Annotated in this window: 11 protein-coding genes; 8 read left to right on the plus strand and 3 right to left on the minus strand. The window is 57.9% G+C overall.

Annotation, left to right across the window (positions count from 1 at the left end; all coding sequences use genetic code 11):
- Positions 1-742: 742 nt before the first annotated feature.
- The 3 genes from THTE_RS10805 to THTE_RS10815 all read left to right on the plus strand — a co-directional run bounded on the left by THTE_RS10805 (position 743) and on the right by THTE_RS10815 (position 4,350).
- Positions 743-1,759, plus strand: coding sequence for a sugar phosphate isomerase/epimerase family protein (locus THTE_RS10805; RefSeq protein ID WP_095415452.1), 1,017 nt, complete (start codon positions 743-745; stop codon positions 1,757-1,759).
- 31 nt (positions 1,760-1,790) lie between these two features.
- Entirely contained in the window at positions 1,791-2,570 is a 780-nt protein-coding gene (locus THTE_RS10810) for a histidine phosphatase family protein (protein WP_095415453.1), read from the plus strand.
- 313 nt (positions 2,571-2,883) lie between these two features.
- Positions 2,884-4,350 carry an arylsulfatase gene (locus THTE_RS10815; RefSeq protein ID WP_207651696.1) on the plus strand — a complete coding sequence of 489 codons (1,467 nt, stop codon included), beginning with the start codon at positions 2,884-2,886 and terminating at the stop codon, positions 4,348-4,350.
- 87 nt (positions 4,351-4,437) lie between these two features.
- Here the strand turns inward: THTE_RS10815 and THTE_RS10820 are convergent, their stop codons facing one another.
- From THTE_RS10820 to THTE_RS10830, 3 genes are read right to left on the minus strand one after another with little or no spacing between them, the layout of a single operon-like run.
- Positions 4,438-5,331, minus strand: a complete 894-nt coding sequence (locus THTE_RS10820) for a P-loop NTPase family protein (protein ID WP_095415454.1) — start codon at positions 5,329-5,331, stop codon at positions 4,438-4,440.
- A gap of 38 nt (positions 5,332-5,369) precedes the next feature.
- The gene (locus THTE_RS10825) at positions 5,370-7,268 is read right to left on the minus strand and encodes an ExeA family protein (RefSeq protein ID WP_095415455.1); all 1,899 of its coding nucleotides are present in this window, start codon (positions 7,266-7,268) and stop codon (positions 5,370-5,372) included.
- A 15-nt stretch (positions 7,269-7,283) separates the two neighbouring features.
- The gene (locus THTE_RS10830; protein ID WP_095415456.1) at positions 7,284-8,894 is read right to left on the minus strand and encodes a hypothetical protein; all 1,611 of its coding nucleotides are present in this window, start codon (positions 8,892-8,894) and stop codon (positions 7,284-7,286) included.
- A 205-nt stretch (positions 8,895-9,099) separates the two neighbouring features.
- On the opposite strand from THTE_RS10830, the gene THTE_RS10835 reads away from it, so the two are divergent.
- The 5 genes from THTE_RS10835 (at position 9,100) to THTE_RS10855 (ending at position 16,073) form a co-directional block, all read left to right on the plus strand.
- Positions 9,100-9,771 (plus strand): phosphoribosylanthranilate isomerase, encoded by a 672-nt coding sequence (locus THTE_RS10835; protein WP_095415457.1) that lies wholly within the window; start codon positions 9,100-9,102, stop codon positions 9,769-9,771.
- Between the two features lie 697 nt (positions 9,772-10,468).
- The gene (gene ahcY, locus THTE_RS10840; RefSeq protein ID WP_095415458.1) at positions 10,469-11,806 is read left to right on the plus strand and encodes an adenosylhomocysteinase; all 1,338 of its coding nucleotides are present in this window, start codon (positions 10,469-10,471) and stop codon (positions 11,804-11,806) included.
- 183 nt (positions 11,807-11,989) lie between these two features.
- Positions 11,990-13,291 carry a DUF1015 domain-containing protein gene (locus tag THTE_RS10845; protein WP_095415459.1) on the plus strand — a complete coding sequence of 434 codons (1,302 nt, stop codon included), beginning with the start codon at positions 11,990-11,992 and terminating at the stop codon, positions 13,289-13,291.
- Between the two features lie 1,038 nt (positions 13,292-14,329).
- Complete coding sequence (locus THTE_RS10850) at positions 14,330-15,076, plus strand: ParA family protein (protein ID WP_095415460.1); 747 nt, start codon at positions 14,330-14,332, stop codon at positions 15,074-15,076.
- On the plus strand, positions 15,069-16,073 hold the full coding sequence (locus THTE_RS10855; RefSeq protein ID WP_095415461.1) for a ParB/RepB/Spo0J family partition protein: 1,005 nt from the start codon (positions 15,069-15,071) through the stop codon (positions 16,071-16,073). The genes THTE_RS10850 and THTE_RS10855 overlap by 8 nt, the downstream gene beginning before the upstream one ends.
- The last annotated feature ends 166 nt before the right edge of the window (positions 16,074-16,239 follow it).

A 16,239-nucleotide genomic window follows, 5' to 3' on the forward strand; every position in this document is an offset into this window, starting at 1 on the left:
TACTGCTCCAGGAGACGCGGATCATCGATTGTCCGCGCTGGTCACTCTTTAGTGCCCATTATCGCGGAGGACCGGAACGAAACAAGGCTTGCTTTAGGCTGATATATTTGCACTTTTGGGGATGCGGACGTCCACACCGATTCGCGTGGAGGCGAGATTCTATCGGGAGGAACCGCTGGGCAGGTTCGCTTTGCAACGTTAGGCCATGCATTGCGTTTCGGCGGGCACGACAAGCGTACCCCCTCCTTATGATTTTTCCCAGGGACCTGCTTATCGAGCTTCCATTCCGGAGTTTGGGCAATCCACCCCACCGACCGGGGTCCAAATGCTCGGATAATCGCTCGGGGGATTCCTGAATCGCATGTGCCACGATGTCCGTGTGGGTGTTTCCCAGGTGGGACGTCCATCGATTATCACCAAACGCGATTGTGATTGGAGCAATTCATGAATTGTCCGTACCGACGATCCTCATGAAGTGCCCTGGCCGAATCCTCCAACCGACCCCTCATAAATTGCCCCCACCGATTGTCTATCAAAAAGTTGTGCCACAATCCATCGAGTCTTTGGCATGTTACAGATCTTTAGAACAAGTGCGGATGGATCAGGCACCGGGGGTGTTGCAGTCGTCAGCAAAATGGCCCAAAATACCAGCATTACTTCGCCATCCGACTGGGCAATGGCACGGCAGGTTGGATCGTCACGGTGTCTTGTGTCGGCAGTTTGTTAAGGTAAGGAGTGAATCATGGCGCGACCAGTCACGGTGTTCACGGGCCAGTGGGCTGATCTTCCCCTGGAAACTCTTCTCCAGAAGGTCAAGGAGTTTGGGTACGACGGCGTGGAACTAGCATGTTGGGGTGATCATTTTGAAGTCCGCAAGGCACTCGAGGACGACGAGTACTGCGCCAAAAAACGCGAGTTGCTGGCCAAGTACGGCATGCAGGTTTACGCGATCAGCAATCACCTTGTGGGGCAGGCCGTTCTGGACAATATCGATCTGCGGCACAAAGCCATTCTGCCCGACTATGTCTGGGGAGATGGTGATCCCGCCGGGGTCAATCAGCGCGCTGCCGACGAATTGAAGGACACCGCTCGGGCAGCGCAAAAGTTCGGCGTGAGCATCGTGAATGGCTTCACGGGTTCCAGCATCTGGCATCTTCTGTATTCGTTCCCGCCTGTCCCGCCGGACATGATTGAGGAAGGGTATCGGCTGCTTGCGGAGCGGTTCATTCCCATTCTGGATGTTTTCGAGGAGTGCGGCGTCAAATTCGCGCTGGAAGTTCATCCCACCGAAATTGCGTTTGACCTGTACACCGCGGAGCGAACGCTGGAGGCCCTCAAGGGACATCCCGCGTTCGGTTTCAATTTTGACCCCAGCCACCTCATCTGGCAGGGCGTGGATCCGGCACAGTTCATTCGCTACTTCCCCGACCGGATCTTCCATGTCCACATGAAAGACGCGATCGTCAAGCGTGACGGAAAAGGCGGTATTTTGGGAAGTCACCTCAATTTTGGCGACCCGCGTCGGGCCTGGGATTTCCGCTCGCTGGGACATGGAAGCGTGGACTTTGAAGAGATTATTCGGGCTCTCAACGATATCGGTTATCAGGGGCCGCTGTCAGTGGAGTGGGAAGACAGCGGTATGGATCGAGAATTCGGTGCGAAGGAGGCCTGTGAGTTCGTCCGCCGGATCGACTTCCCGCCGAGCAAGGTGGCCTTCGACGCCGCCTTTGACAAGGCCGAGCAGACCAAAAAGGGCTGAACCGTACCATTAAGCTCGGATAATCGCTCGATTGTCCGACGGGTCCTCGGGTGAGTCGGATGCGTCAGGAAACGGTATCGCGATCGACACGGTTTCTGGACCGTGTCGATTTTTTTCGCCGAAGGCAGTCTATTTCAGGGAAGACGACAAAGAGAACGGTAAAAACGTGTTCGCGATGATTCTCTACTGTATTCGACACGGAGAAAGCACCTACAACGCGGAAGGTCGCGTCCAGGGACAGTCTGATGTACCGCTCTCTGATCTAGGGCGACGACAGGGCCAAGCCGTGGCCGAAGCACTGGCGGAAGTGGGGTTGGAAGTCATTTTCAGCAGTCCCCTTCGCCGTGCTTATGAGACAGCGGAGATTGTGGCCCGGCGAACAGGCGCTCCGATTCGCACCGATCCCCGTCTGAAAGAGATCAACGCCGGTATTTTCCAGGACCGGCTACGCAGCGAACTGCTCGCACAGTTCCCTGAAGACTACCGTCGCTGGACTTCCGGTGATCCGGACTTCGTGATCCCCGGCGGTGAATCGCGCCGCCAGCTTGCCGAACGGGGCGTTGCTGCCTTCCGCGATATCATCGCTTCGGGCTACGAGCGCGTGGCGGTGGTATCCCACGGGAGGTTGCTGGTGGTCACGTTAAAATCTCTCCTGGACTCTTCGGATGCGTCCAGGCTTCCAGCGGCACTTCAGAACGCGTCCATCACGACGGTGGAGGTGGACCCAACCAACGGCCGAATGCGGCTGATTACCGCCGACGATGTACGTCATCTGGAAGGTGTAGGACTGAGTGGAAGCGGCGACCTGTAACGCCACACCAATTGCCGAGGCAAGACCTACAAGATATGCCGTGCGATTCACGTCGCTGAGTTTAGGGCATACGTTACGGATCGCTCCCCAGTTTACAGGGGGCCCCGGACGAATTCATAATGGCCTAGCAGCCTGAAGACAAATAAGGTCCCGGCCCGAACCCACTACGGAAACCTGTGGTCATGTGGACGAGCGATTGTCGCGGGTGTGCCGTCCGAGTGATTACACGGTCAGAAATTGTGCCAGTTTTGACTGCGTGAGCGGCCGTCAAATCAGAGTTGAAACTCGACCAAGCGATGAGGGGAATGACGCCATGAAATCGCGAGTTGCTTTGGCCGTCGTTGCGTGGATCATGGCCGGCGCACTGAGTGCGAGTTGGGCCGAAACTCCCACATCCGACCAGTTGCCGAATGTCATTTTCATACTGGCCGACGACCTCGGATACGGCGATCTGGGATGCTACGGTCAACAGATCATCCAGACGCCGGAGCTGGATCGCATGGCTGCTGAGGGAATGCGTTTCACACAGTTTTATGCCGGCTCGACAGTCTGTGCCCCGTCGCGCTGTGTCCTGATGGTGGGCCAGCATACGGGACACTGTTCCGTTCGGGGAAATGCACCTGCCAACCAGCGGGCCAATCAGTCCCTCCGCGAGGAGGACATCACGATTACCCAGATCCTCAAAGGCCGGGGATACCAGACGGCACTCATCGGCAAGTGGGGACTGGGCGAAGGCGAGGAGCCGGGGCATCCCCTGCGCAAAGGCTTTGATTACTTTTTTGGCTATCTCAACCAGGGACACGCACACAACTACTACCCTGAGTTTTTGTGGAGAAACTGGGGTAAGGTCATGCTGCGCAACGAGGTTGTCGCCGTGAAAGCCGATTACGGCGCCGAGTTCACCCCCGGCTATGCGACCAAAAAAGTGGATTATTCACACGATCTCTTCACCGAGGATGCGTTGCGCTGGGTTGAGGAACACAAAGAAAAACCGTTCTTTCTCTATCTGGCGTACACGATTCCCCACGCTAACAACGAGGCAACGCGGGCAACAGGGAATGGGGCGGAAGTCCCTGACTTCGGCATTTATGCCGATCGTGACTGGCCCGATCAGGACAAGGGACAGGCGGCCATGATCACTCGCATGGACCGTGACGTCGGCCGTCTGTTGCGAAAACTCCGTGAGCTTGGGATTGCCGAGCGGACACTGGTGATGTTCTCGTCGGACAACGGGCCGCACAACGAGGCCGGCCATAACGTGCAGCGGTTCCGGCCGAGTGGTCCCCTGCGGGGGATGAAACGGGACCTGTATGAAGGCGGCATCCGGGTACCGTTCATTGCGTGGTGGCCGGGTAAGATATCTGCCGGAACGGTGTCCGATCACGTCGCGTATTTCGGCGACCTGATGGCCACTCTGTGTGAGCTTATCGGAGCCGACCTGCCGCCCGATCGGGACTCGATAAGCTTCTTACCCACGTTGCTGGGCAAGCCTTCGGAGCAGAAGCAGCATAAGTATCTGTACTGGGAGTTTTACGAAAGAGGCTCCGCCCAGGCGGTGCGCTTTGGAAACTGGAAGGCGATTCGCAAGCCGATGCTGACCGGCGAGATCGAGCTCTACAACCTAACTGACGATTTGGGCGAGACAAAAAACATCGCAGCGGAGCATCCCGATATTGTGGAAAAAGCACGGCAATTAATGGATGAGGCCCACAGGCCGGATCCCCGCTGGCAGGTCCCCGCCGCAAAGCGGGTTCCGCCGCGCAACGCCAGCACCCCTTGAGAATGCCCGACAACCCTATCGAAAATCGACAAAGCAGTCCGGTTGGCTAAAAGCAACTCGGTTTCGGGTTGACGCATGCTCTCCCTATCATCTGCTGGCGACAGTTTCCATCAGAACTGACGCTGAAAGGGGACATGATGCTCCACGAATGATCTCTGTGATCTGCCGGACTGTGTGCTTAGGTGTGCGGTCTTTCACACACCAAAGCCAGGCTTCATCGCTGGCACGGAGAAGTTTTGGCAAAAAATTATCATATTTCAGGGGAAAGTAAACGAGCGTAAGTCCATACCGCTGCCGACAGCCGTCGAAAAGGCGGCGGCACTCAAGCCAGGCGGGCAATGAAACCAGCCCCGTTCCTGCCGGCAAAAATGAAATCCGCTGGCCTTTCAGAATCGCCTCGTCGGAGAGCACTCCTCGGGGTAGGAGCCCGGCCAGCCCGGCGGCCAAGTTGACTCCCAGCCTTCTGGTGAGCGCGCTATTGCGCATGTCCCCATCAATCACCAGGACAGGTTCATCGCTTCTCTCGGCAACCTCGGCCGCCAATCCTAAAATGACTCCCGGATCGAGGGCTTCATCCATCAGGTGGACACTCACCCAGCCCGTCTTTTGAGCCTTCCAGCCCAGCGCCAGGACGAGCACGTCCACCACATCCTGAAGATGGTGACCGTAGTGCCGCTGAAAAATACGAAACTGGCCTGCAGATTCTTCCTCGCTTTGCGTTTCGGGCCGAGGCGTTTTCGCTGCCGTGGTCCGCGGATCGCTTCCCGATAGCGTGCCGAGGTGCGCCTCATCCCGTCGCCACACGCGGATCGTTTCGCTGGAGGTTTCCGCTGCCGGTTGCGGCGGAGCCGCTTTCAACCGGTTCCCTGCTGAAGAAGCGTGACCCGAGAACGGGATTGTGTACGGTGCCCCGTCCCGTTCCCTCTCCAGTTGTTCGAGGGCCTCAACAATCCTCGCCGTTGGCCTGTCACCGTGTCCCATAAAAACTCCAATGACGACGCAAATAACCGATTAACCGGTTACTGTGCATTGCGCAACTGACTGAACAGCGACTTGAAGCGGCGTCGCACATGCGGTGTGGTCATCTCGGTGCGGTCTCGCACCAACTCTTCTGCCTCCATCGGCGATAACGCCTTCGTATCCGGGCTTCCATCGGATCCTACGACACTGGGACTTTCAGACCGCTGTTCCCCCTTCGGTTCCACGGTGCTTGACATCAGCCGAAGGCTTCCGATCTCCTCGTGCTTTCCATCGGCCCCGCTACCTGGATGCGTCGGTTCGCCGAGTTCTTCCCGTCGGAGGCTCTCAGTCGGCGCGTCCTCACCGGGTGAATCGTGTAACTCGATCGAAGATGATGCGATCCCCGTAGCCGTCGGACAGCGAGGCTCTTGAGCTTCCGGTTTTTCCGCACGGCCAGGTGCCTCGTCAGCCTGTGCGACGTGGAGTTCGGGGCGGGAAGCGAGTTCTGTGATCTCGGCAGAATCAACAAGAGCAGCATCCATCTGTCGGATAGTGGAGGAGCCGCTTGACGGTTCCCATTCGGAATGCCCTGTCTGCCGCGGCGAGACGGTTTGGGGTGTGAAATCGCTCCGATACGCCGTCGGCATGCGAGGAGTCACGCGAATCTCCTGAGAAAACTTTTCCTCGAAGGGGTCGCCCCAATCATAAAAGACAAGTTCCACCTCGGGGGTTCGCACCGTTTGGGGGGACATCTCATTTTCGAGTTCCGAAACTGTGGCCACCACATCGTCAATCCGTGCGACCGGATCGGGACGATCTTTCAAGCCCTCTGGCGGCTCCTGATTCGGGACACCTCCTAATGCATCATTGGAAGTGCTTCCGCCCGTCAGCACATCGGTGGGCACTTCAAACGGCTCACCGCTCTCCTGTGCCGATGGTAAACCGTCGAGTTCTCCGTGCGGTCCTGCCAGCGATTGACCTGGCCGATCGCGCCACCCCTGGTGTTCGGCAGGCTCGGCCGGGATACTCGATCCGCCCCCGGTAAGGTCGGCTGTCAGGTCCCGGTGCGATTCGCCCCCGATATCGGACCAACTTCCAAACTCCACGACGCCGCTCGCACCGCCCGACCGCGGGACCGGATCCCACGGAATCGGGAATTGCTGGAGATCCGACCACGCTTCCTGCACGAGCTCCGGCGTCACTGTTTTAAGACCGTCGGCAAAGGCGAGAATGAGGGCATGATCACAAACCTGGTTGATCAAGCGGAGGACGCCTCCCGTCGCATGATAGACTGCCTCGCAGGTCTTTTCGGGGAAAATTTCGGAGGGAGATTTTCCCGCCCGCTTGATGTGCTGCTCGATGTAAAAAAACGTCTCCGATCGGTTAAGAGCGTCCACGTAGCACCGCGCGGCAATTCGCTGACTGAGCACCTGCAATTTGGGAGCCGTCAGACGCTCTTCAAGCCCGGTCCCTCCAGCGAGCACAAGTCGCACCGCCGGGTCCTCACCGCTCATCACATTGAGCAGTGTGCGAATCTCTTCCAGCAATCGAAAAGAAAGGGTATCGGCTTCGTCTACCAGCAGGGCAAGGGGTCTCGAGCTCGGCAGGCTCCTGAGATATTCCACCAGGTTTAAACGGAGTTCACCTTCATCCATGCCCCGAAATGGCTGCCGCAACTCGCAGAGGATGGCCTGCAGCAGTGCCCGAACGTTCGGAAACCGCCCATGGGCGAGGAGCACGACCTCGCACCGGGATTGAAGTTGCTGGGCAATCACGTGAAGGAGCATGGACTTGCCGGTACCGGTGGGACCGATGACAAGCCCCGCTCCCTCGGCCCGCAAAACTGTTCGAACCAGCTTTTCCCGTGCCGCTTCCATAGCCTCCAGCGGAATGTAGTACCGCGGATGACAGGAAGCGGGGAAAGGCCGCTGCTTGAATCCAAAAAACTGCTCGTACATGGATGACTCGTGGAATCAGTCTGAGATTGATCTCGTTGTCCGCGTAGCACCCACGTGTGGCGCCTGTTGATCCATCTCGTGGGGGCCATGTGTTTTCGTGAGCATGGAAGACGGGCTGCCCGGCACGGTGACGGTGAAAACGGGGCTTCCCGTGATGGCCCCCAGCTCATCTTCGGAATTGATCGTTCGTCCTTCCGCTATTCCCGTTATGAGCGAATAGACCGCCTCCCCCGTCAGCAAACACACCAGAAAGGCGGCCAGAAAATGCCACCACAATAGACGAACCGGAGGTTGAGAGTCCGCCTTCGGCTGAACCTGTTCTGAGAATTCAGGAACGATCTGCCATCCCAAAGCCACGGCAAGTGCCTGCTGCGCTGTGAGCCATCGCTTGAGGGCTTCCGAGGCGTGGGACTCCGTCAGTCCCCATTGCGAAGCCAGAACTTCCGATGTGCGTTCCGCCTCTTCCAGCAGATCCTGCACGCGCATCAGGCTGGTGGCGAGATCCTTCATCGGTGACTCGGCCGGCAACTTCAACGCGGGCAGGTCATCTGGCGAAAGTCCTCCGTTAGCGGGTGCCGGATTGGAACCCACTGGCTGTTTATCCGGAAGGGTCACCCACGTGGAAGGCCATTGAAGCGGTGAGTTAGCCGAGCCTGTTGCCTCTTGCATCCCGCGATTGCGCAAACGCAGTTCAGCTTCCACCTCGGCCAGCGCTGCTTCCACCTGCTTGACCTCAGGGTGTTCTGGCGTTCTTGTGGCCAGGAGCCGCTCACGCTTTTCCAGCAGAAACTGACGCTGGGCAAGGAGTCGCGCTGCATCCGGTTGGGACAGCTCCGATACTGATCGAGCCGGCCGCTCGTTCGCCAGTGAGGCAAGCTGGTTCCAGATCGTTTCGCGGGCTGCTCGATACCGGTGAATCGCCTGTCTTACCTCTTCATTCCACCGGTTGCAAAACTGTGTCCCGTGCTGGAGAAACTGGGCAAGGTGATTTCCTGCTCGGACCGTCTCTTCCCATCGTATGGCCTGAAGCTGGTCAAGGGCTGCTTTCACCTGGCGGAGAGCAACGGACGGGGAAGTGTCACCGGGAAATTCAACCACAAGCACTGGCGTGTCACTCGGCGCTTGAACGTTCGACTGGACCGTCCTATCGGAAAGCCTCCCGCCGACGCTTCCCACTTCCCCTATTTCCTGCGTCCTGAATTCCCCGCGAGAACCGGGGGCGCCCGCCTCCTGCCGTTCGGTTGCGCCGGGTTGGGGACTGACCACCCCCCCGGTCGCCCTCCCGGAAAGAACTCGCGAAAGCCATTCCGCGTCCGCTTGCCAAAAGTCGCCAACGGAGCCGTGACCCCCAGCGGCATCGTTCAAAAACCGGGAAACAGTGAAATGTTGCTCACCGGGGTTTGGCGCCTGTGGGTCGATTCGGAAATAATAGGGGGAACATCTCAGGTACATTCGTGTGCCGTTAGGCTGTGCGGGAAGCGAGGGGGACTCTGAAACGGCAGCGAGCGGAATTCCCACAAGCCAGAGCACAAGCGTTCCCGCGGCGATGCCGGAAACAGCGGCCACCGCGAAGGCAAACCCGGGAAAAAGCTTGCGTCGGACGTCGGAAGTGCGGGTGACACTCACGAACTGCCTCGCGTGCACACGGGAACTGCCTGGAATCGACAACCTAACGCCGTCAGCGCGTAGTGGGCAAGCCGAGTCCGAGCCCGGCTCCAAACACAGAATCGACGATTCACGTGACGGCCTTGAGGAGGGTTCGGGAAACTGTAACGAGTTTGCCTATTTTTCCTCGCCGATCATTGATTCCCTGAGGATTCCTTGAGAAAAAATGTTTCGAATCAAAATTTGCGGAATAACCACACGGCAGGATGCGTCAGTCGTCGTCGAGGCCGGGGCCGACGCGCTGGGGTTCAACTTCTACCCTCGTAGTCCACGCTATATTCCCCCCCGAGAGGCAAGTCAGATTGCCAAGAGTTTGCCCCGGGGTGTGGCCAAAGTTGGCGTGTTCGTCAATTCTCCGGTGGGAGAGATCCGTGAAATCGCGTTTCGCGTGACCCTCGACTGGATCCAGCTTCACGGCGATGAGACGCCCGACATCCTCCGGCAGCTTCGCCCTCTTGTCTGCATCAAGGCATTTCGGGTGGATGAAGAAACGGGGCTGGGTCCCGTGAAGCAGTTTCTCGAAGCGTGCGTGAAACAGGACGTGATGCCACGTGCCATCCTCTTGGATAGCCGCAAGGATGACGCTTATGGTGGCACCGGATCGACGTTCGACTGGAAACTGGCGAAAGAATACGCAAAGCTCGTCTCCAATCCCCCGCCCCTAATCCTTTCGGGGGGGTTGACCCCCGAGAATGTTGAAGAAGCTATCCTTACCGTTAATCCCGCTGCGGTGGACGTGGCGAGCGGGGTGGAAGAATCGCCCGGGAAAAAATCGGCCGAGAAAGTGCTCCGCTTTGTGCAGCAGGCTAAAGCCGCCTGGCAAAAACTGGCTTCCTGAATCAGCTATTTGAGGCGTCGTGGGGGGGCGGAGCCGGGAGTAGGGAGACGTTTTCCCGCGACAAACGTGAGCCATCCCCAATTTGGCAAAAACCAATGCCTTGCCACGAGCGCAATGCACTATAGGGGCAATTCATGAATTGCCCGTACTTTTTAATCAGCAACAGATCGAAGCAACTGTGTCCGGTCGGTCAAATGGATGATCCAAAGGTTGGAATGCAGACATGGCAAGCACGTCCCTCTGTTGGATGCTTCCGAGAGGAGCACGCTTCTCCTGCCCGCTGATGCGAAATGGAGCATCCAATATTGAGAAGGTGAACTTGACAAATAACTCCCTCGCGGGCCGACGCAAATCCATGTGAACGTTCGCGTTCTCATCGCCACGCGAAAAGTTTGGATTGCGTCAGGCGACAAGCTACTTGAGGACTCAACCCGGTTCCCGTATCATAGCGGGGTGAGTAATGACACAGTGGAGGCATTCTCAGGTTCGGACCGGCTCCGGCTTCACTTATTTTGCTGCCACGAGCGGTCCATCCGTAAATCGCGGATGTTTTCCCCCGCTGCTGTTGTGCATATCATAAACTGTTTACAAGAGGCATTTGAAAAGCGAAGGCGGTCATCGCCCGACGTCTTATGATCGTTTGCTGATGGGCGCATGAATTTCTGACTGATGAAGATTCACTCGAGGAGATCGGCGTATGTCACAGGGTACTGTAACCAAGGGTAAGGTGGAAGGGAAATTGCCGTACAAGGTCAAGGATATTTCCCTTGCCGAATGGGGGCGACGGGAAATTGAGCTGGCCGAAAAGGAAATGCCGGGCCTGATGGCGCTTCGGGAGAAGTACGGCCGTTCGAAACCGCTCAAAGGGGCGCGAATTGCCGGATGTCTCCACATGACCATTGAGACGGCGGTTCTCATCGAGACGCTGGTTGAACTGGGCGCCCAGGTCCAGTGGAGCAGTTGCAACAAGTTCTCCACCGAAGATCACGCGGCAGCGGCCATCGCTGCGCGGGGAATACCCGTCTATGCGTGGAAGGGCGAAACTGATGAAGAATATGAATGGTGCATCGAACAGACGCTGATCTTCCCGGATGGGGAACAGTTGAACTTAATTATCGACGATGGCGGTGACCTCACGGCCATGGTGCACAGCCCCAAATATGCCCATCTCTTGCCGGGAATTCGGGGGCTATCCGAAGAGACGACGACCGGCGTCCACCGCCTGTATCAAATGCATGCCAAAGGTGAACTGAAGATCCCAGCCATCAATGTCAATGATTCGGTGACCAAGAGTAAATTTGACAACCTCTACGGTTGTCGGGAATCACTCATCGACGGCATCAAGCGTGCCACCGACGTGATGATCGCCGGAAAAACGGCGGTGGTGTGCGGTTACGGAGATGTGGGCAAGGGATGCGCTCAATCTCTGCGGGCATATGGCGCGCGGGTTGTCGTCACCGAAATCGATCCCATTTGCGCCCTCCAGGCAGCGATGGAAGGCTACGAGGTCACAACGCTGGAAGAGGTGGCGCCCCGGGCGCACATCTTCGTGACGGCCACCGGCTGCTGCAACGTCATCCGGCCGGAACACATGCTGGCCATGCCAGATGGTGCAGTTATCTGCAACATCGGTCACTTCGACGTGGAGATCGATGTGGATTGGCTGATGCACAAATCCGGGGCGAAGCGAACCACAATCAAACCGCTGGTGGATAAATTCACTTTCCCGAATGGAAAATCGATCATCCTGCTGGCGGAGGGTCGGCTGGTCAACCTGGGTTGCGCAACGGGCCATCCTTCCTTCGTCATGTCCAACTCTTTCACCAATCAGGTGCTCGCGCAGATAGCTCTGTGGACCGAGCCAGAAAAATATCCGGTGGGTGTTCACTGCCTGCCCAAGAAACTGGACGAGGAGGTGGCCCGACTGCATCTGGAAAAGATTGGCGTCAAACTGACGAAGCTGACTCCCGAGCAGGCGGCTTACCTTGGGATCCCGGTGGACGGCCCCTTCAAACCCGATTATTACCGTTACTGAATCCGCTTGCTGCATATAGACCGGTCTTCGTCAATGCGGCCTGTGGAACCAGTTTTTCGGTAGTCAAAGCAGGTGGTGGGTATTCGTGGACAGAGTGGACCGGTCCCTGCTCGAGCTGTGCGGGGACCGGTTTTGTTGAACACAGCGATGGCCTGGTGGTGTTTGTTGCTTAACTGAAAGATTATGCCGGAAATCCAAGCTTTTCGCGGAATTCGTTACAATCTCAGCCACGTCGGTTCGCTGAGCGATGTGATCGCCCCGCCCTATGACGTGATCTCTCCGGAGCTTCAGGACGCTCTTTACAAGAAGCATCCGTGCAACGTGGTGCGGCTGATCCTCAATCGCATCGAACCTGGAGATGACGAAGTCAACAACCGGTACAGCCGGGCCCGCCGCTACTACAAAAGCTGGCTGGCAGAGGGCGTGCTCATGCAGGACGCCGACCCGGCCATTTACGTCTACTACCAAGAATTCGATCTCCAGGGTGTGCGGTACGTGCGGAAGGGATTTATGGCTCGGGTACGGCTCTCCCGTTACGAGGAAGGTCAAATCTTCCCTCATGAGCACACTCTGCGCGGGCCGCGAATGGATCAGCTCATGCTCATGACAATGTGCAAAGCGCAGCTCAGCCAGGTTTTTGGGATGTATCCTGATCCTGAGGGACGCACTCAGCAGGTCCTCGATGAGGCCGTCCGTGACGTCACCCCGGTGGAAGCGGTGGACCATCTGGGAATCACGCACCGAATGTGGCCGGTGACGAAACCCGAATTGGTTACGGAGCTTTCCAGTATTGTTGGCCCGATGCCCATTTTCATTGCCGATGGCCATCACCGGTACGAGACGGCACTGGAATACCGGGAGCAACTCCGTGATATGGGCTACCTCCGCCCCGATCATCCTGCCCACTACGTCCTCATGCATTGCGTGCCGATGGAAGACCCGGGCCTGATCGTGCTCCCCACACACCGGCTCATTCGAGGAATTCCCGCCCTGGGCGCCGATGAGCTGGCCAGCCGACTGGGTGACGCGTTTACGGTGCAAACAGTCGCCCGAACCCCAGAAGCAGCCCGCGATGTATGGGAACTGGTGGAACGATCGCCCGATCCAGCGACCCTGGCCTTCTACACGCAAAAAGACGACACCTGGTCGGTCGCCGAGATCACCCCGGCAGGTCGGGAAAAAATGGATGAACTGGCGGCCGATCACACGCCGGAATGGCGCAGGCTGGGCGTGGCCGTGCTCCACAAGTTGGTTCTCGATCATCTCCTCCGCCCGAGCTCGCCGCCGGAGCTGGAATACGTTCACCTCATCGACGAGGTGATCGAGCGGTTGAAATCCGGCCAGTATCCGCTCGCCGCACTGGTTCGACCGGCCACGGTCACGGATATCCGCGACGTCAGCCTCCAGGGCGACCGAATGCCGCCCAAGAGCACCTATTTCTATCCCAAGCTTTGCTCTGGTTTGGTGATCAACCCGCTTGAATGAGACCTCTTTTCCGCGATCAAGGCACCTGGGCAGCTCCTTCCGATCAACCGGCTGCGGGCGGGTTTCCTCGCTCTGTTCCACGTGAAACCTGACCCATCCGGCAAACTCCCCGCCACAATCAAAGTCGCTTGCGTCCTGACAACGCTCTTTGCCCAGCGCGTTTTTAGTAAAACGGCTTCGGGAAAAATGGCGTCCTCTGGAGAACGCGTCGATGAACCAGGCGACGCTCAGTCACTCACTGCGCGGGCAAAGGCAAGCCCCAAAAACAGTGAACCGGCTGGCTTATTCGGGGGAGCCCGCAAATCCGCCCCGCCAAATTTAAGAGCCCTCGCTTCCCGATGGTCCAAGTCAAGTGACAGGCTACGACATCAGTCGGGCCTTTCATGGCGGTTGCGATCCATCTGTATCCATCAAGCTGAAATCACGGCGGTGACAGTCGTGATTTAGGCGTATGGTGATTAAACCACTTGGGCCAACCTCCAAGTGCCGTAGGGGCGATTTATGAATCGCCCCTACTCACGTACTCGCCGTCGTGCGTGCCGTCACGGTGTTCGCAACTCATGAATGGCCCCTACGTTTAGACGGGAACCGAATGGAGCAGCCGCAGCCCGGTCGGTCAATTCAATCACCCATGGAATTTGGACCCGACAGGTCCGTCCCTCCGCGGTGAATTCCACTTTCCACCGAGGCCTTTTCGAGGTCCGTACCTTTTTGCTTGCGACTGAGGCTAAGGGCAAACATGCAGATGAGTCAGGTCAGACTGCCATTCCTCGTTTTTTCACTCATCGCTAGAATAAGTTGACGGTTTTACCTAAGGCCTGCAGCCGTTTCACGTGGAACTCTCGGCAAGTTCGTTTGTTTGATGGCGAACTGATGGCTCCGTCCCGATTGAAGGGACGCAGCGTCACCGGGCGTTGCCAGGCCGTTTCCAGAGGATCTCGCGAAGCCAAGGGCGGCAGGCGAACCGTTCCCGGGGATATGATCCGACTGCCGGGCTAGCACCATAAGGAGGTCAACCATCGGCAGGGAGGCCGATTTGTGCCACGCGTCATCTGTGTTGCCAACCAGAAAGGTGGCGTAGGAAAAACGACGACCGCCATCAATTTGGCCGCTTGTCTGGCGGTGGCAGGCCGACGAACACTCCTTGTCGATCTTGATCCCCAGTGTAACGCCACTTCCGGGCTCGGTCGTCAACCGCTTGCTCATCACCCGCTGGTGGCAGGATTGCCGCTCAGCGATGCCGTATTGCGGGTCGATGTGCCAAACCTCGAACTCCTGCCAGGAAGTCGCAGCTTTCGAGATGTGGAAGCGCTCGCCAGGGATAACGGTACGTACGCCTCGCTGTTGCGCTCCCATCTGCAAAACGGGATGGCCGGGTATGACTACGTTCTCATTGACTGCCCGCCCTCGGTAGGGCAGTTGACCCGGACCGCCCTGGCGGCCTCCCACGAGGTCCTCATGCCTATTCAGTGTGAATACTTCGCTATGGAGGGCCTCGCCCAAATGATCGAGGTTATCCGGCAGGTGATGATCGAGCGTGACCGGCAACTCCAGTTTGGGGGCATCCTGCTCACGATGTACGATCCCCGCCTCGAACTGACTCTGGAAGTCGAGGCGGAAGTGCGTGAATTCTTTGGTGAAATTGTGTTCCAGACGGTGATTCCGCGCGATGTGCTGTGCGCGGAAGCACCCAGCCATGGTTTACCTGTCATTGCCTATGCACCGCGGGCCCGAAGCACCCGCGCTTACGTGGAACTTTGCATGGAGGTTTTGGAAAGTGAGTAGAGAAAAACGCCTTGGACGTGGTCTGGAAGCCTTGCTGGGTCGTCTTGATGCTGTCTCGCCTGCGGACGAACATCCCGCTGCCGTCCCGGGCGACACGCTCGCCCCGGATTCTCCCTACCCGGATAGAGCCGGTTCTGGGGAAAGCTTGTCGCCGCGAAAGAGCGTCCCGGAGGTGAGGCGGATTCCCATCGACGACATAGACCGAAATCCTTTTCAACCCCGCCAGGAAATTGATACCGAAGAGCTCATGCAACTAGCAGAAAGCTTATCGACACACGGATTGCTGCAACCGATCGTCGTGCGTCGCAACGGCGATCGCTACCAACTTGTGGCCGGCGAGCGGCGTCTGAGGGCGGCCCAAATAGCCGGCTGGCAAGAGGTGCCCGCTCGCATCGTCCAGGCTGACGACCGGCAACTCGCGGAATTGGCGATCGTCGAAAACCTTCAGCGGAAGGACCTCAATCCTCTGGAAAAAGCCCTCTGCTTCCAAAGATATCTGGAAGAATACGGGGCGACGCAGGAAGAGCTCGCAGCACGGCTGAATCTCGATCGTTCCACGATCTCCAATTTCATCCGCCTCCTCGACCTACCTTCGGAGGTGCAGCAGGCCCTGCGGGAAGGACGCATCACCCAGGGCCACGCCCGCGCCTTGCTCGGACTGGAATCGGAAGAGGAGCAAATCGCTCTCTGCCGCCGAATAATCGAAGAAGGATGGAGTGTGCGGCGGGTGGAAGCAGAGGTCCAGCAGCGGCAACAGGATGGGGGAACTCAACTGAAGATCATCCGGCCCGAGTCAGGACAAAATCCTGCTCCAGCAGATGATCACATGGCTTTACTGGAGCAGGAGTTCCGTGCCGCGCTTGGGCTTCGTGTGTCCCTGACGCACAACGGTCGGGGACGCGGCAAGCTCATTGTCCATTTCAGGAATCACGAAGAGTTTGAACGCCTGCGCGAACGGATCTGCGGGGGTGAGTTCCCCCAGGCCGCGGGAATGTGAGCCCCGCACCGTTTGAAGGCCGCGCGGGCGACAGTAACCGAGTTCGCGTCGATAAAGTCGTCTGCATGTCAACGCGTCAGCGGCCATTGAGCATGGAAGCCGATGCGTGATCTGGAAAGATATGCAAAGCAACTTCCGACGGTCTTGGCGGAGACTCGCCCGCCGT

Origin of the sequence: Thermogutta terrifontis (assembly GCF_002277955.1) — a bacterium.
GTDB lineage: Bacteria > Planctomycetota > Planctomycetia > Pirellulales > Thermoguttaceae > Thermogutta > Thermogutta terrifontis.